This is a genomic window from Pseudomonas sp. SH10-3B (genome assembly GCF_019891415.1).
In the GTDB taxonomy this organism is placed as follows: domain Bacteria; phylum Pseudomonadota; class Gammaproteobacteria; order Pseudomonadales; family Pseudomonadaceae; genus Aquipseudomonas.
The window spans coordinates 254,228-268,343 of the sequence record NZ_JAFLXD010000001.1 but is presented as its reverse complement, the minus strand read 5'-3'; the positions used below and the strand labels follow the sequence as shown (position 1 = coordinate 268,343).

Here is a 14,116-nt window from a genome sequence, read left to right as displayed (position 1 = left end):
CCCAGGCTAACCACTCATTTACAGCGCAATGTCAGAGTTTGCTGGCGCAACAGCATTCATTTGCAAGATAATCTTGCGCCTTGCAATTGGCGTCATAGCTTTGACGTCTTGGTGATAAGCGGTTATCCGCAGCGTCCACTGGGCCTGTACCCGATTTTTCCCCAACTCAATACCGCCGTTTCAGGAGGCCAGGATGCAAAATGACGGAAAGGTGGTGCCAATCAACAGGGCACAAGCCACGCCATCGCCCCTCGCGCGCCTGCCGGTGGTGTTGCAGCAGGTTCGCGACAAGGCCGCGCAACAGTTGCAGCAGGGTTTGCAGGAACTGTTCGATAACGCCGACGACACCTTGTTCGAAATGGCCGATAAGGCCCGCAGCAACGTGGACCACCATATCTTCTTTGAAGCCATGCGCGACCTGCGCCTCAAGCGCAAGAATTTCGAGCGGGTGTTCATGGAGCGGCTGTTCGAAGCCTTCGGAAACCTGGGGCACGCGGGGCGCGCTGAGCTTCAGTTGGTGCCAGTGGTGTCCTATGAGGCGGCCTCAGGCACGTCCAGGGATGACTTGGAAAAAGCCGTGGCACTTGAGGCCATGCTTGGCCGGGTGCGCCACCGCGACGGCCTGGCGCTGTCGCAACTGACTGCACGCTTGAGTGTCTTGCTGGGCAATCGCCTGGATGACCGTGAGAACCCCTTGGGGCCGGCGCTGCTGTGCGAGTTTTTCCTGCGGGCAGGGCGCAGCCTGGGCGTGGAGATCCGCGTCAAACTGATCATGCTCAAGCTGTTTGAAAAGTACGTACTCAGTGACGCCGACCAACTCTACGGTGAAGCCAATCAGTTGCTGGTGGCGACAGGCGTCTTGCCGGAACTCAAGGCCGCGCCGTCCCGTCGTCCTGGTAGTCGTGCCGCTCGTGGGCGTACTCGCGAAGAGGTATTGCCCAGCGCCGACCCGCAGGTCGACGAAAATGGCCAGCAAGCCTTCAGCGCCTTGCAGGCGTTGTTGACCGTCGTGCGCGGCAGCGTGTCGCCTACCCTTGAAGCCAGCGCCGAACCCCTGCCCATTGCCACCCGCGATCTGTTGCGCCTGTTGTCCCATTTGCAGCAGTACGTACCGGAGCCGGACGCCGAGGATGATTTCGACCTGCGTAACCAGCTTGAGCAGTTGCTCACCCGTGTCAGCGTCAAGAGTGGCAAGTCGCGGGTCGTGGAGGAGGCGGACGAAGATGTGATCAACCTGATCGCCCTGTTGTTCGAATTTATCCTCAATGACCGCACGGTGCCGGACGCCTTCAAGGCCTTGATCGGCCGCCTGCAGATTCCGATGCTGAAAGTGGCGGTGCAGGACAAGAGTTTTTTCAGTCGCGCCGGCCACCCGGCGCGGCGCCTGTTGAACGAGATCGCTACGACCGCCATGGGCTGGAGCCCCGTCGATGACGTCCAGCGCGACAGCCTGTACCTGCGCATCGAGCAGGTAGTCCAGCGGTTACTCAATGAGTTTGTCGAAGATCCGGCGATTTTTTCCCAGCTGTTGACCGAATTCACGACGTTCACCGCCGATGAGCGTCGTCGTAGCGAATTGCTTGAACAACACACCCGTGATACCGAAGAAAGGCGCGTGCGTACCGAAGCGGCGCGTGCGCGGGTGGCCGAAGTGCTGAATCGACGGCTGCTGGGCAAGGTTTTGCCGCAGGCTGTGGTGCAGTTCCTGCAGCAGGCCTGGAGCCAGGTGCTGTTGCTGGCCAGCCTCAAGCACGGCGAGCAGTCGGTGCAATGGCAAGCCGGGCTGCGCACCATGGATGAGCTGATTTGCAGTGTCGGCCGGCAGGCAGGCAAAGACGACGGCGGGCACTTGTTGGAGCAGTTGCCGGGCTTGCTCAAGGCGCTGCGCGACGGCTTGACCAGCGCGGCATTCGACCCCTTCAGCACGCGTGATTTTTTTGTGCGCTTGCAGGCCCTGCATGTCCAGCCGCCCGAGGGTAGCGCTGGGTGGCTCGAAGTGCGCGAGCCCTTTGTGTTCAGCACGCTGCCGGCCGATTCAGCCGAGACGCTGTCGGAGAACGATCCGGACCTGCTCAAGGTGCACCAATTGCGCGTGGGCAGCTGGGTGGTGTTCCAGCAAGACCAGGCGGGCACCCTGCGGTGCAAGCTGGCGGCGGTCATGGCGCCCGCCAACACTTATGTTTTCGTTGGCCGCACGGGGCTCAAGGTGTTGGAGAAAACCGCAGGCCAACTGGCGCTGGCTTTCAAGCGGGGTGCGCTGCACAGCCTGGACGATGGACCACTGTTCGAGCGGGCGCTGGCGGCGGTGGTGGCTAACCTGCGTCAACTCAATAGCGGCAAGTGATCGCAACCACGGGGTCGAACGCGGCATACTGGTCACATTCAGTCACATTCAAGGATCCTGTATGCAGTTGGACCCCGCCAGCGGTTGGTGCCAGGGTATTCGCCATTGCCCTTCACCCAACTTCAACGAGCGCCCGGCAGGCGAAATCTCACTGTTGGTGGTGCATAACATCAGTCTGCCACCTGCGCAGTTTGGCACCGGTAAAGTGCAGGAGTTTTTCCAGAACCGCCTGGATGTCACGGAACATCCCTACTTTGAAGGGATTGCCGACCTACGGGTGTCTGCGCATTTTCTGATTGAGCGCGACGGCACGGTGACGCAGTTTGTGTCCTGCATCGACCGAGCCTGGCATGCCGGGGTCTCGTGCTTCGAAGGGCGTGAGACGTGCAATGACTTTTCTTTGGGGATAGAGCTTGAGGGCACCGATGATCTGCCGTTCACCAACCCCCAATACCTGTCGCTGATCGACCTGACCCGACAACTGCTGGCAGCCTATCCAGGCATTACGCCGCAGCGTATTTGCGGTCACAGCGATATCGCGCCGGGTCGCAAGACCGATCCCGGCCCCGCTTTTGATTGGACGCGCTTTCGCAGCGCCCTGCAGGATGGAGGACACGCACGATGAGTTTTCTGGTGTTGGTGTTGGCGGTGTGGATCGAGAAATTCTCGGCCATGCGCCAGCGGTTGCAGCGTGATGGCGGCTGGCTGCGCGAATTGGCCAAGTTGGAATCGAGCCCGCGCTTGGGCAAGCAGCCATGGCTGATTCTGGTCGTGCTGGTGCTGCTGCCGGTAGCGTTGCTGGCATTGTTGCTGCTGGTGCTCGAACCGGTGGCCTATGGTTTGTTGGCGCTGCCGGTGCACCTGCTGGTGGTGATCTACAGCCTGGGCCGTGGCGATCTATTGGCTGGGCTGGGGCCTTTTCGCGATGCCTGGCGCCGTGGTGACCTGCAAGCTGCCGAACATGTGGCCGAGCGCGACCTCAAGCTGGGCGCCGACAGCGGCGAGCAACTGTTGGAGCGCGTCCAGGGCCATCTGTTGTGGCAGGCCTACCAGAGCTTTTTCGCGGTAATTTTCTGGTACTTCCTACTAGGGCCGGTCGCCGCGCTGGCCTATCGACTGCTGGCACTGGCCAGTGAGCATAGCCAGAACCCGCTGGTGGCCGAGCGCGCCGGGCAATTGCGTCACGCGTTCGACTGGCTGCCGGTGCGCTTGCTGGCGGCCAGCTTTGCGCTGGTGGGCAACTTCGTCGCGGTCAGCCGTGTCATGCTCCACGAGTTGCTGAGCTGGGATATCAGCGCCGCGCAATTGGTGGAAAAAGTCGGCCTGGTCGCCGCTGAAATCCCACCGCCCGTAGTGGGTGCAGACGGTATCAACAGCCTGGATCGCCTGTGGGAACTGCTGCTGCGTGCGGCGGTGCTGTGGTATGCCGGGTTTGCGATCTGGACCGTGCTGCCCTGATTCCTGTGGTGAGCGGGCTTGTCCCGCGACGGGCTGCGCAGCAGCCCCCTGCCACCCTCACTCGTTAACTTTACGTTACAAAACTCCCTTTCAAATTGAGCTATACAGACAGAGCGCCAAATAGTGGCTTTCTGCCGCCGCCCTGCGCCTCAATAAAAATAAAAGAAAGGGGAGGTCACCTGTGAAGAGCTTGCTCTATCCCGCCGTCGCGCTGATGAACCGTCTGAGCTTCGGCATGAAGTTCAGCCTGATCAGCGTGCTGTTCCTGCTGCCGATGCTGGCCACCAACTATTACTTGGTGCGCGATTCCTGGCGCGAATTCCAGGGCACCCGTGTCGAGCTGCAAAGCCTCGATCTGCTCGGCAGCAGCCTGATCCTGCGCCGTGACCTGGAAACCCTGAATAACCAGGTGCAGATCAACGCAACCCTCGGCCAGTCCGGCAAGGCTGCTGAGCTTGAGGGCAAGATCAACGCCTTGGAACAGAGCGTGCTCACCCGCTTGCAAGACCTTGCCCCGATGGCTACCGGGCCCGAGCAAATCGTCGCCTTTGAAGCTAAGCGCGACGAACTGATCGCGGCTTTCAAGGCCCAGCAACAGGAAAGCTCGCTGCAGAGCAAAAGTGCGTTGATCGGCAAGTTGCTCAACCAGGCACAGATGCTCAGCCAGATCATTGCCAGCCAGTCCGGCTTGAGCCGCGACCCCCAGAGTGATCTGCGCCAACTCAGCGAGCTGATCACCAGCGTCACCCCGCAGGTCACCCAGACCTTGGGCGAGGGCCGGGCGATGGGCGCTTACTCCCTGGGCCAGGGTTTTCTCAATTCATCTTCCAGCACCCGCTTCGACGAACTGCTGCAACAGTTGGAAAAGCTCCAGGCTGAGTACGGCTTGAAATTGCACGACGCCCTGGGCACCAGCACCGCCGCTCTCGCGGTACTCGACGGCCTGGCCAAGGCCAGCAATGCCAGTCTCAAGCAAGGCAGCGAGCTGTTCGAAGAGCAGGTCGTAATGGCCGAAACCCTCGACGCGCCCTGGCAGGGTTTTTATGACAGCGTCAGCCAATTGATGGATCACACCTATCAGCTCAATGACGCCACCCTGATATTCCTTGGGCAACAGTTGGAGCAGCGCCTGGCGCAGAACCGCACGCACATGGTGGTGCTGGTCTCGGCGCTGACGGCGGTGTTTTTGCTGATCTTCTATCTCTATGCGGGGTTCTACGCGTCTACGCGCACCACGTTGCGGCGCCTGGGGACGATGATGGACAAGGTGGCTGCCGGCGACATGACCGTTACCTTTGTCGCCCACAGCCGCGACGAGTTGGGCGATTTGGGCCAGGTGTTCAACGGTACCGTGGCGAAAATCCATGACTTGATCGAGCGCGTCGGGCACACCGTCAGCCAGGTCGAGTTGCAGGCCGGCCAAGTGGAAACGGTCTCGGCCCGCAGCAATCAGGCGGTCTCCGGCCAGCGCATGCAGATTGAGCAGGTGGCGACGGCCATGAACCAAATGTCTTCCACCGCCCAGGAAGTGGCGCGCAGTGCCGCGGCGGCGGTCGGCAGTGCCCACAGCGTCAACGATGAGACCGTCAATGGCCGTGGCCTGGTGCAATCCCAGCAGGGCAGCATTGCGCGGCTGGCCTCGGAGATCGACCAGTCGGTAAGGGTGATCAACCAGTTGGCCATCGACAGCCAGTCCATCAGCAGCGTCCTGGAGGTGATCAAAAGTATCGCCGAGCAAACCAACCTGCTGGCACTCAATGCGGCCATCGAGGCCGCACGGGCCGGTGAGCAGGGACGCGGCTTTGCCGTGGTGGCCGACGAGGTGCGCACCCTGGCCCGGCGTACCCAGCATTCCACCGAAGAAATCGAACAGATGATCAGCCGCCTGCACAGCGGCGTGGCCGCGGCCGTGAAGGCCATGGGCAGCAGTCATGAAATGGCCAGCGGCACCGTGGAACAATCGGATAAGGTCCAGCAAGCCCTGGAAAATATCCTGGGTGCCGTCGGCATGATCGTCGACCAGAATCAGCAGATCGCTGCTGCCGTGGAGCAGCAGACCGCCGTTGCCCATGATATCGACCGGAACATCGTCGAAATCAATCGCGCCGGCGAGCATGCCGCCCAAGGTGCGCATCAGACTGAAGCGGCGAGCCGGCAGCTATCGATACAGGTGATCGAGTTGAAGCAATTGATCGGGGCCTTTCGTGTGTAAGGCAGTGGCGTAGGATTTGTCTTCGGTTGATGTAGTGCTTGTCTGGATTTCCCGGAGTGCCTTTTTGCGATGCGCGAATGAGTGAGAGTTTATGTCACTCAATCAAGGTCCAGGGGAGGCACGACGATGACCACGGCAGTCGGTATCAAGGGACACTGCGCCCATTGCGACATCACGTTTGAACTCAAGCCTTGGCAGTTGAATGCCATTGCCATCGAAGAACCCTTTGATTGCCCGTATTGCCAGCGCGTCCTTGAGCTGACTTGCCCCCGGCAGTTGCGGCATTTCAAGGCGCTCGACCACTGGGGGCTGGTGCGCCCGAGCATGATTGTGCTGACCTGTATGGTGCTGATCGTGGCACTGGTGATGGAGTGGGTGGGCCTGATCAGCCTGGTCGGGCAACTCAACGTGTCATTGGTGGTGCTGCTGGTGCATTTTTTGGTGTTGCGCTATGCCCGTCACCGGCAGCGAATGACCTTGAACCTGCAAGCGGTTACCCCGGCTCTACCAATTGAACAGCTCGCACGCATTGCGTGTGCTCGCCTCAGCCAGCAATAGCGGGCTGGTGCCCATGCGCTCGGCGAGGGCAGCGCAGATAGCCGGCAGGTGTTGCGGGCTATTGCGCTGGCCTGGGTACATGGCCGGCGCCATGTCGGGGGCATCGGTTTCCAGCACGACCGCGTTCAGCGGCAGCTGTGCCAGCACCTTGTGCATACGCAATGCCTGGGGCCAGGTGGCTGCACCGCCCAGGCCGAGCTTGAAGCCCAGCTTGATGTACTCGTGGGCTTCTTCCCGGCTGCCCGCAAACGCGTGGATGATGCCGCCCTTGGGTAGGCGGATGCGCTTGAGCGTGGCGATCACGGCCGCGTGGCTACGGCGTACGTGCAGCAGCGCCGGCAGTTGGAAGTCCACCGCCAGTTTGAGTTGGGCTTCGAACAGGCTTTGCTGGCGTTCGCGATCCAGCTCTTCAAGAAAGTAATCCAGGCCGATTTCACCCACCGCACAGAGCTGTCGATGGCCGTGCAGGCGGGTCAACCAGTCGCCCAACTCCGTCAGGTCGGCGGGTTTGTGGTCATCGAGATACACCGGGTGCAGGCCAAAGGCTGCGAACAAACCTGCATCGGCCTGCACCAGATCCCACAGCCGCTGCCAATTCTGCTCATACACCCCCAACACCACCATGCGCTGTACACCCAATGTGCGGCTGTGGGCGAGGACTTCCCGGCGATCGCTGTCGAAGTCCGGGAAGTCCAGGTGGGTATGGGTGTCGATCAGCTCCACGCTCAGGCCTCGTGGATACGCTGCTTGAAGGTCCGGCCGATGGCGTGCACGCCCGGTTGGTACTGCTCTTCTTCAATGGCGGCCAGGGCCAGGCGCAGCGCGGTGTCGGCAATCAACTGATGTTGCTGGGCCATGGCGTTGACCGGCAGCGGCAGGAAGTCCAGCAACTGGGTGTCACCAAAGGTGCCCAGGCGCAACGGGCGCGACTTGAGCGGGAAGTCATGCAGTGCGTCGAACACGCCTTGCAGCAACACGTAGGACGTGGTCACCAGTGCGTCAGGCAGGTGTCCCAGTTGCTGTAGCAGTTGCTCCATCAACTGTCGGCCGCAGTCACGGCTGAAGGCTTCGCCGTGCTCGACGATCGCCTCGCCAGTGAAGCCGTGCAGCGCTTCACGGAAACCGGCGGCGCGCTCCTGGCTGATGCTCAGCTCGGGCCGCGCGCCGATCAGCACGATCTGTTTGGGCAAGGGCTGCAGCAGGCTGCTGGTCAGTTGCTGGCAGGCCTGGCGGTCGTCGCTGACCACCGAGCAGAACTGTTCCGGCGCCATCACCCGGTCGATGGCGATCACCGGCAAGCCCTTGGCCTGCAGTTCGCGGTAGCTGTCATCGCTGGCGGGCAGGCAACTGGCCACGAACAACGCATCGCAGCGGCGCGCGCGAAACAGTTGCAACAATTGACGCTCGCTGCCGGCGTCGTCGTCGGAACTGGCGATCAGCAATTGATAGCCGCGCGCGCGCGCGCCTTGTTCCAACAGCTTGGCGATTCGTGCGTAACTGGGGTTTTCCAGGTCGGGCAGGATAAAGCCCAAGGTGCGCGTGTGCCGACTGCGCAGCCCGGCTGCCTGGGGGTTGGGGGTAAAGCCATGGGCTTCGACCACCGCACGCACCCGCTCGACGGTGGCGTTGCTGATGCGTTGCTGTTCGGCTTTGCCATTGATGACATAGCTGGCGGTGGTCACGGACACACCGGCGAGACGCGCGATATCACTGAGTTTCAAACCGGGATTTCCTTGTTTTTTGGAGCTGGCCCCGACATTTTGTCCAATCGTAACCGATTCCTGCACGCGACTAATGTCCCAGCTCAAGCGCCGAGTGGTCCTTCAAGGATGCACAATTAACGCGTAATCTGCCTTAAATTCTAGATTAAACGTTTCAGCCAGCGTATTTTTACGACGTTCGCGACTGAGTAGCTACTGCCAATTGACCGCTCAGTCAGTTAATTTCTGAACGCCCTACACTGTTTTATTCAAAACAATACCTAGTGCGTCCATCGCACTAACTAGGAGAACGGCATGCTTGAGCTCACTGTAGAGCAGATATCCATGGGCCAGGTGGCTGTGGATAAGTCTGCTGCCTTGCACCTGCTCGCTGACAAACTGGTGGCCGAAGGCCTGGTCGCCGAGGGATATCTGAGCGGCTTGCAAGCCCGTGAAGCCCAAGGCTCGACCTTTCTTGGCCAAGGTATTGCCATCCCCCATGGCACCCCCGAAACCCGCGACCAGGTGTTTTCCACCGGCGTGCGCCTGCTCCAGTTCCCCGAAGGGGTGGACTGGGGCGATGGGCAAATGGTGTACCTGGCCATCGGCATCGCTGCCAAATCCGACGAACACCTGCGCCTGTTGCAACTGCTCACCCGCGCCCTCGGTGAGACCGACCTGGGCCAGGCGCTGCGCCGCGCGGGCTCGGCGGAAGCGCTGCTGAAACTGCTGCAAGGTGCACCGCAGGAACTGGCGCTGGACGCGCAGATGATCAGCCTGGGCGTGTCCGCCGATGACTTCGAAGAGCTTGTGTGGAGAGGTGCACGCCTGCTGCGCCAGGCCGATTGCGTCAGCAATGGGTTTGCCGCCGTGTTGCAGCAGGTCGATGCGCTGCCGCTGGGCGATGGCCTGTGGTGGCTGCATAGCGAGCAGACGGTCAAGCGTCCGGGCCTGGCGTTTGTCACCCCCGACAAGCCCATGCGCTATCTCGGCCAGCCTCTCAATGGTCTGTTCTGCCTGGCCAGCCTGGGTGAAGCCCATCAGGCCTTGCTCGAACGCTTGTGCGCCTTGTTGATCGAAGGCCGTGGCCAGGAATTGGGGCGCGCCACCAGCAGTCGCGCGGTGCTCGAAGTACTCGGCGGCGAGCTGCCACCTGACTGGCCCAGCGCCCGCATCACCCTGGCTAACGCCCACGGCCTGCACGCACGGCCGGCGAAGATCCTCGCGCAATTGGCCAAAAGTTTTGAAGGCGACATCCGTGTGCGCATCGTCGATGGCCCGGTAGGCGCCGTGTCGGTGAAGAGCCTGAGCAAGCTGCTGAGCCTTGGCGCCCGGCGCGGCCAGGTGCTGGAGTTTGTTGCCGAACCGACCATCGCCGGTGATGCATTGCCGGCGCTGTTGGCGGCGGTCGAGGAAGGCTTGGGTGAAGAGGTCGAGCCACTGCCGACTGTCAGCGCGCAGCCAGAACCCCTCGATATTGCTCCGGTGCTCAGCGCACCGCCGAGCGGCAGCCAGATCCAGGCCATTGCCGCAGCCCCCGGCATCGCCATCGGCCCTGCGCATATCCAGGTCCAACAGGTCTTCGACTACCCCCTGCGCGGCGAGTCCTCGGCCATCGAGCGTCAGCGCCTGCAAGACGCCCTGGCTGATGTGCGCCGCGATATCCAGGGCCTCATCGAGCGCAGCCAAGCCAAAGCCATCCGTGAGATTTTCATCACCCACCAGGAAATGCTCGACGACCCGGAGCTGACCGACGAAGTCGACACCCGTCTCAAGCAAGGCGAAAGCGCCGAAGCCGCCTGGATGAGCGTGATCGAGGCCGCCGCCAAGCAACAGGAGTCGCTGCAGGACGCACTGCTCGCCGAGCGCGCCGCCGACCTGCGTGACATCGGTCGCCGGGTGCTGGCGCAACTGTGCGGCATCGAGACGGCCCAGGAGCCCACCGAACCCTACATTCTGGTGATGGACGAAGTCGGCCCTTCAGACGTCGCACGCCTGGATCCGACGCGCGTCGCCGGCATCCTTACCGCCCGTGGCGGCGCAACGGCCCACAGTGCCATTGTCGCCCGCGCCCTTGGCATCCCCGCGTTGGTAGGCGCCGGCCCGGCGGTGTTGCTGTTGGCCTCCGGTACGTCGCTGCTGCTGGATGGCCAGCGCGGTCGCCTGCATGTAGACCCCGACGCGGCCACCCTGCAACGGGCCACCGTCGAGCGCGACACCCGTGAGCAACGCCTGCAGGCCGCCTCGGCCCAGCGCCACGAGCCGGCGCTGACCCGCGATGGTCACGCCGTGGAAGTGTTCGCCAATATCGGCGAAAGCGCCGGTGTGGCCAGCGCGGTGGAGCAGGGTGCCGAAGGTATCGGTTTGCTGCGCACCGAACTGATTTTCATGGCCCACCCGCAAGCCCCGGATGAAGCCACCCAGGAAGCCGAATACCGCCGCGTCCTCGACGGCCTCGGTGGCCGCCCGCTGGTGGTGCGCACCCTCGACGTGGGCGGCGACAAACCGCTGCCGTATTGGCCGATTGCCGAGGAAGAAAACCCCTTCCTCGGCGTACGCGGTATTCGCCTGACCCTGCAACGCCCGCAGATCATGGAAGCGCAATTGCGCGCGCTGCTGCGCTCGGCGGACAACCGCCCGCTGCGCATCATGTTCCCCATGGTCGGCAGCGTGGATGAATGGCGCGCCGCCCGGGATATGACCGAGCGCCTGCGCCTGGAAATCCCGGTGGCCGACCTGCAACTGGGGATCATGATCGAAGTGCCGTCCGCCGCGCTGTTGGCGCCGGTGCTGGCCAAGGAAGTGGACTTCTTCAGCGTCGGTACCAATGACCTGACCCAGTACACCCTGGCCATCGACCGTGGTCACCCGACTTTGTCGGCCCAGGCCGATGGCCTGCACCCGGCGGTGCTGCAACTGATCGACATCACCGTGCGTGCGGCCCACGCCCATGGCAAATGGGTCGGGGTGTGCGGCGAGCTGGCGGCGGACCCGCTGGCGGTGCCGGTGCTGATCGGCCTGGGTGTGGATGAGTTGAGCGTGTCGGCCCGCAGCATTCCCGAAGTGAAGGCGCGGGTGCGTGAATTCAGTCTGAGCGAGGCCCAGGGCCTGTCGCAAAAAGCACTGGTGGTGGGCTCGCCCGCCGAAGTGCGTGCCCTTGTGGAGGCCGTGTAGATGGCAAGGATTCTGACCCTGACGCTGAACCCGGCGTTGGACCTGACGGTACGCCTGGCGCGCCTGGAGCCGGGTGAAGTCAACCGCAGCGAAACCCTGCTCACCCATGCCGCCGGCAAGGGCGTGAATGTCGCGCAGGTGTTGGCGGACTTGGGGCATGACGTGAGCGTGGGTGGTTTCCTCGGTGAAGCAAACCCCGAGGCGTTCGACGCGTTGATCGCCAGCCGTGGGTTTGGCGACGCGTTCATTCGCGTGCCGGGGGAAACCCGCAGCAATATCAAGATTGCAGAACAGGACGGTCGGGTCACCGACATCAATGCACCGGGGCCGTTGGTGAGTGAGCAGGCACAGGCCGCACTGCGCGATAGGCTGGAGATGATCGCACCTACATTTGATGCGGTCGTGGTCGCCGGCAGCTTGCCGCGCGGCGTCAGCCCCGAGTGGTTTCAGGGCTTGCTGGAGCAGTTGAAAGACCTGGGCGTGAGAGTCGCCCTGGACACCAGCGGCGAGGCCTTGCGCGCCGGTTTGAAGGCCAGCCCATGGCTGATCAAACCCAACACCGAAGAACTGGCCGAGGCCTTGGGGCATTCCACTGACGTCATCAGCCAATTGCATCAGCAGGGTGTGGAACACGTGGTCGTCTCCGACGGTGCCGCCGGCGTGACCTGGTACAGCCCGGACGCTGCCCTGCATGCCACGCCGCCGAAGGTAACGGTGGCCAGTACCGTAGGCGCCGGTGACTCGCTGTTGGCCGGGATGCTTCACGGTTTGCTCAGTGGCGATACGCCGGAGCACACCCTGCGCCGCGCCACGGCAATTGCCGCCATGGCGGTGACACAGATCGGTTTCGGCATCAGTGACGCCGCGCAGTTGGCGCGTCTTGAAAGCGGCGTCGCTGTACGCCCGCTGACAGAACAATAAGAGGGTTTGTCATGAAGTTAGCCATTGTTACTGCCTGCCCGAACGGCATGGTCACCAGTGTGCTGTGCGCCCGCTTGTTGGACGCCGCCGCGCAGCGCCAGGGCTGGAGCACCAGTGTCGAGGTGGTGGATGTGCAGCACCCGGAACGCCAGTTGTCCAAGGCCACGATCGACGACGCCGAATGGGTGTTGCTGGTCAGCAGTACGCCGGTGGATATGCAGCGGTTTGTCGGCAAGCGTGTGTTCCAGAGCACACCGGCCCAGGCGCTGGCGGATGTCGAAGCGGTGTTGCGCCGAGGCGCTGAAGAAGCCCAGGAGTACGTCGCCAGCCGGGCCCCGGCTGCCTCGAAGCATGCCCCGCGTATCGTCGCGATTACCGCCTGCCCGACCGGCGTGGCCCATACCTTCATGGCCGCCGAAGCCTTGCAGCAGACGGCCAAGCGCCTGGGCTATGACTTGCAGGTCGAGACCCAAGGCTCGGTCGGTGCGCGTACGCCGTTGAGCCCCGAGGCCATCGCGAATGCCGACGTAGTGCTGCTGGCGGCCGATATTGAAGTGGCCACCGAGCGTTTCGCCGGCAAAAAGATCTACCGTTGCGGCACCGGTATTGCGCTCAAGCAATCCGAGGCGACCCTCAACAAGGCCCTGGCCGAAGGCGCGGTGGAAAGTGCCGCCAGCGGTACCGTGGCCAAACAAGAAAAAACCGGCGTCTACAAACACCTGCTGACCGGTGTGTCGTTCATGTTGCCGATGGTGGTGGCGGGCGGTTTGCTGATCGCCTTGTCGTTCGTGTTCGGCATTCATGCGTTTGAACAGGAAGGCACCCTGGCCGCTGCGCTGAAAACCGTCGGCGACCGTGCCTTTATGCTGATGGTGCCGCTGCTGGCGGGTTATATCGCTTACTCGATTGCCGACCGTCCGGGCATTGCTCCCGGCATGATCGGTGGTCTGTTGGCGGGTACGTTGGGGGCAGGGTTTATCGGCGGGATATTCGCCGGTTTTCTCGCCGGTTATTGCGTCAAGCTGATCACCCGTGCGGTGAAGTTGCCGCAGAGCCTGGAAGCACTCAAGCCGATCCTGATCATCCCGTTGCTGGCAAGCCTGTTCACGGGCCTGGCGATGATCTACCTGGTGGGGCCGCCGGTGGCGCGCATGCTCACAGGCCTGACCGATTTTCTCGCGACCATGGGCACCACCAATGCGGTGCTGCTGGGCATCTTGTTGGGCGGCATGATGTGTGTCGATCTGGGCGGGCCGATCAACAAGGCGGCGTATGCGTTTTCCGTCGGCTTGCTGGCGGCACAGAGCGGCGCACCGATGGCGGCGACCATGGCCGCCGGCATGGTGCCGCCGATCGGCATGGGCATCGCCACGTTCCTGGCGCGACGCAAGTTCGCCCAGACTGAACGCGAGGCCGGCAAGGCCGCGATGATCCTGGGCATGTGCTTTATCTCCGAAGGCGCGATCCCGTTTGCGGCCAAGGACCCGTTGCGTGTGATCCCGGCCAGCATCGCCGGTGGCGCGTTGACCGGTGCTCTGTCGATGTACTTCGGCTGCAAACTGGCCGCCCCCCATGGCGGCCTGTTTGTGTTGATCATTCCGAATGCAATGAACCACGCGCTGCTGTACTTGCTGGCGATTGTCGCCGGTAGCCTGCTGACCGGTTTGGTGTATGCATTCATCAAACGTCCGGAAGCGGTCGAACTGGCTGTCGCACCGGTGTCATAACCGCATGCTTTAGTGGCCCTTT

General features: G+C 62.6%; 10 protein-coding genes. 8 read left to right on the top strand and 2 right to left on the bottom strand.

Translation table 11 applies throughout. The features are described from left to right. The first annotated feature begins 193 nt into the window (after nt 1-193). The 5 genes from J1G35_RS01255 (at nt 194) to J1G35_RS01235 (ending at nt 6,572) form a co-directional block, all read left to right on the top strand. On the top strand, nt 194-2,344 hold the full coding sequence (locus J1G35_RS01255; RefSeq protein ID WP_223012990.1) for a DUF1631 domain-containing protein: 2,151 nt from the start codon (nt 194-196) through the stop codon (nt 2,342-2,344). 61 nt (nt 2,345-2,405) lie between these two features. Continuing rightward, complete coding sequence (ampD, locus tag J1G35_RS01250) at nt 2,406-2,969, top strand: 1,6-anhydro-N-acetylmuramyl-L-alanine amidase AmpD (protein ID WP_053131699.1); 564 nt, start codon at nt 2,406-2,408, stop codon at nt 2,967-2,969. Then, the gene (gene ampE, locus J1G35_RS01245; RefSeq protein ID WP_053131696.1) at nt 2,966-3,802 is read left to right on the top strand and encodes a regulatory signaling modulator protein AmpE; all 837 of its coding nucleotides are present in this window, start codon (nt 2,966-2,968) and stop codon (nt 3,800-3,802) included. The genes ampD and ampE overlap by 4 nt, the downstream gene beginning before the upstream one ends. A gap of 181 nt (nt 3,803-3,983) precedes the next feature. After that, nucleotides 3,984-6,014 (top strand): methyl-accepting chemotaxis protein, encoded by a 2,031-nt coding sequence (locus tag J1G35_RS01240; protein ID WP_223012989.1) that lies wholly within the window; start codon nt 3,984-3,986, stop codon nt 6,012-6,014. Between the two features lie 126 nt (nt 6,015-6,140). After that, nucleotides 6,141-6,572: a hypothetical protein gene (locus J1G35_RS01235; protein WP_053131690.1), complete on the top strand. Its 432-nt coding sequence runs from the start codon at nt 6,141-6,143 to the stop codon at nt 6,570-6,572. On the opposite strand, the gene J1G35_RS01230 is transcribed toward J1G35_RS01235, so the two are convergent. Together J1G35_RS01230 and cra are read right to left on the bottom strand one after the other, a co-directional pair. Beyond that, nucleotides 6,519-7,295: a TatD family hydrolase gene (locus J1G35_RS01230; protein ID WP_223012988.1), complete on the bottom strand. Its 777-nt coding sequence runs from the start codon at nt 7,293-7,295 to the stop codon at nt 6,519-6,521. The two genes, J1G35_RS01235 and J1G35_RS01230, sit on opposite strands and share 54 nt — an antisense overlap. 2 nt (nt 7,296-7,297) lie before the next feature. After that, entirely contained in the window at nt 7,298-8,293 is a 996-nt protein-coding gene (gene cra, locus J1G35_RS01225; protein ID WP_223012987.1) for a catabolite repressor/activator, read from the bottom strand. 294 nt (nt 8,294-8,587) lie between these two features. Between cra and ptsP the strand changes: the two genes are divergently transcribed. Genes ptsP through J1G35_RS01210 form a run of 3 tightly spaced genes read left to right on the top strand, consistent with a single transcriptional unit; the run spans nt 8,588 to nt 14,094 of the window. After that, nucleotides 8,588-11,446, top strand: coding sequence for a phosphoenolpyruvate--protein phosphotransferase (gene ptsP / locus J1G35_RS01220; RefSeq protein WP_223012986.1), 2,859 nt, complete (start codon nt 8,588-8,590; stop codon nt 11,444-11,446). After that, entirely contained in the window at nt 11,447-12,367 is a 921-nt protein-coding gene (pfkB, locus tag J1G35_RS01215; protein ID WP_223012985.1) for a 1-phosphofructokinase, read from the top strand. Between the two features lie 11 nt (nt 12,368-12,378). Next, nucleotides 12,379-14,094, top strand: a complete 1,716-nt coding sequence (locus J1G35_RS01210; protein WP_223012984.1) for a PTS fructose-like transporter subunit IIB — start codon at nt 12,379-12,381, stop codon at nt 14,092-14,094. Nucleotides 14,095-14,116: the final 22 nt, after the last annotated feature.

What these genes read in the sequence shown, in the direction of transcription:
- ampD (WP_053131699.1), top strand. Translation starts at nt 2,406, where the DNA reads ATGCAGTTGGACCCCGCCAGCGGTTGGTGCCAGGGTATTCGCCATTGC.
- J1G35_RS01255 (WP_223012990.1), top strand. Translation starts at nt 194, where the DNA reads ATGCAAAATGACGGAAAGGTGGTGCCAATCAACAGGGCACAAGCCACG.
- pfkB (WP_223012985.1), top strand. Translation starts at nt 11,447, where the DNA reads ATGGCAAGGATTCTGACCCTGACGCTGAACCCGGCGTTGGACCTGACG.
- J1G35_RS01235 (WP_053131690.1), top strand. Translation starts at nt 6,141, where the DNA reads ATGACCACGGCAGTCGGTATCAAGGGACACTGCGCCCATTGCGACATC.
- ptsP (WP_223012986.1), top strand. Translation starts at nt 8,588, where the DNA reads ATGCTTGAGCTCACTGTAGAGCAGATATCCATGGGCCAGGTGGCTGTG.
- ampE (WP_053131696.1), top strand. Translation starts at nt 2,966, where the DNA reads ATGAGTTTTCTGGTGTTGGTGTTGGCGGTGTGGATCGAGAAATTCTCG.
- J1G35_RS01210 (WP_223012984.1), top strand. Translation starts at nt 12,379, where the DNA reads ATGAAGTTAGCCATTGTTACTGCCTGCCCGAACGGCATGGTCACCAGT.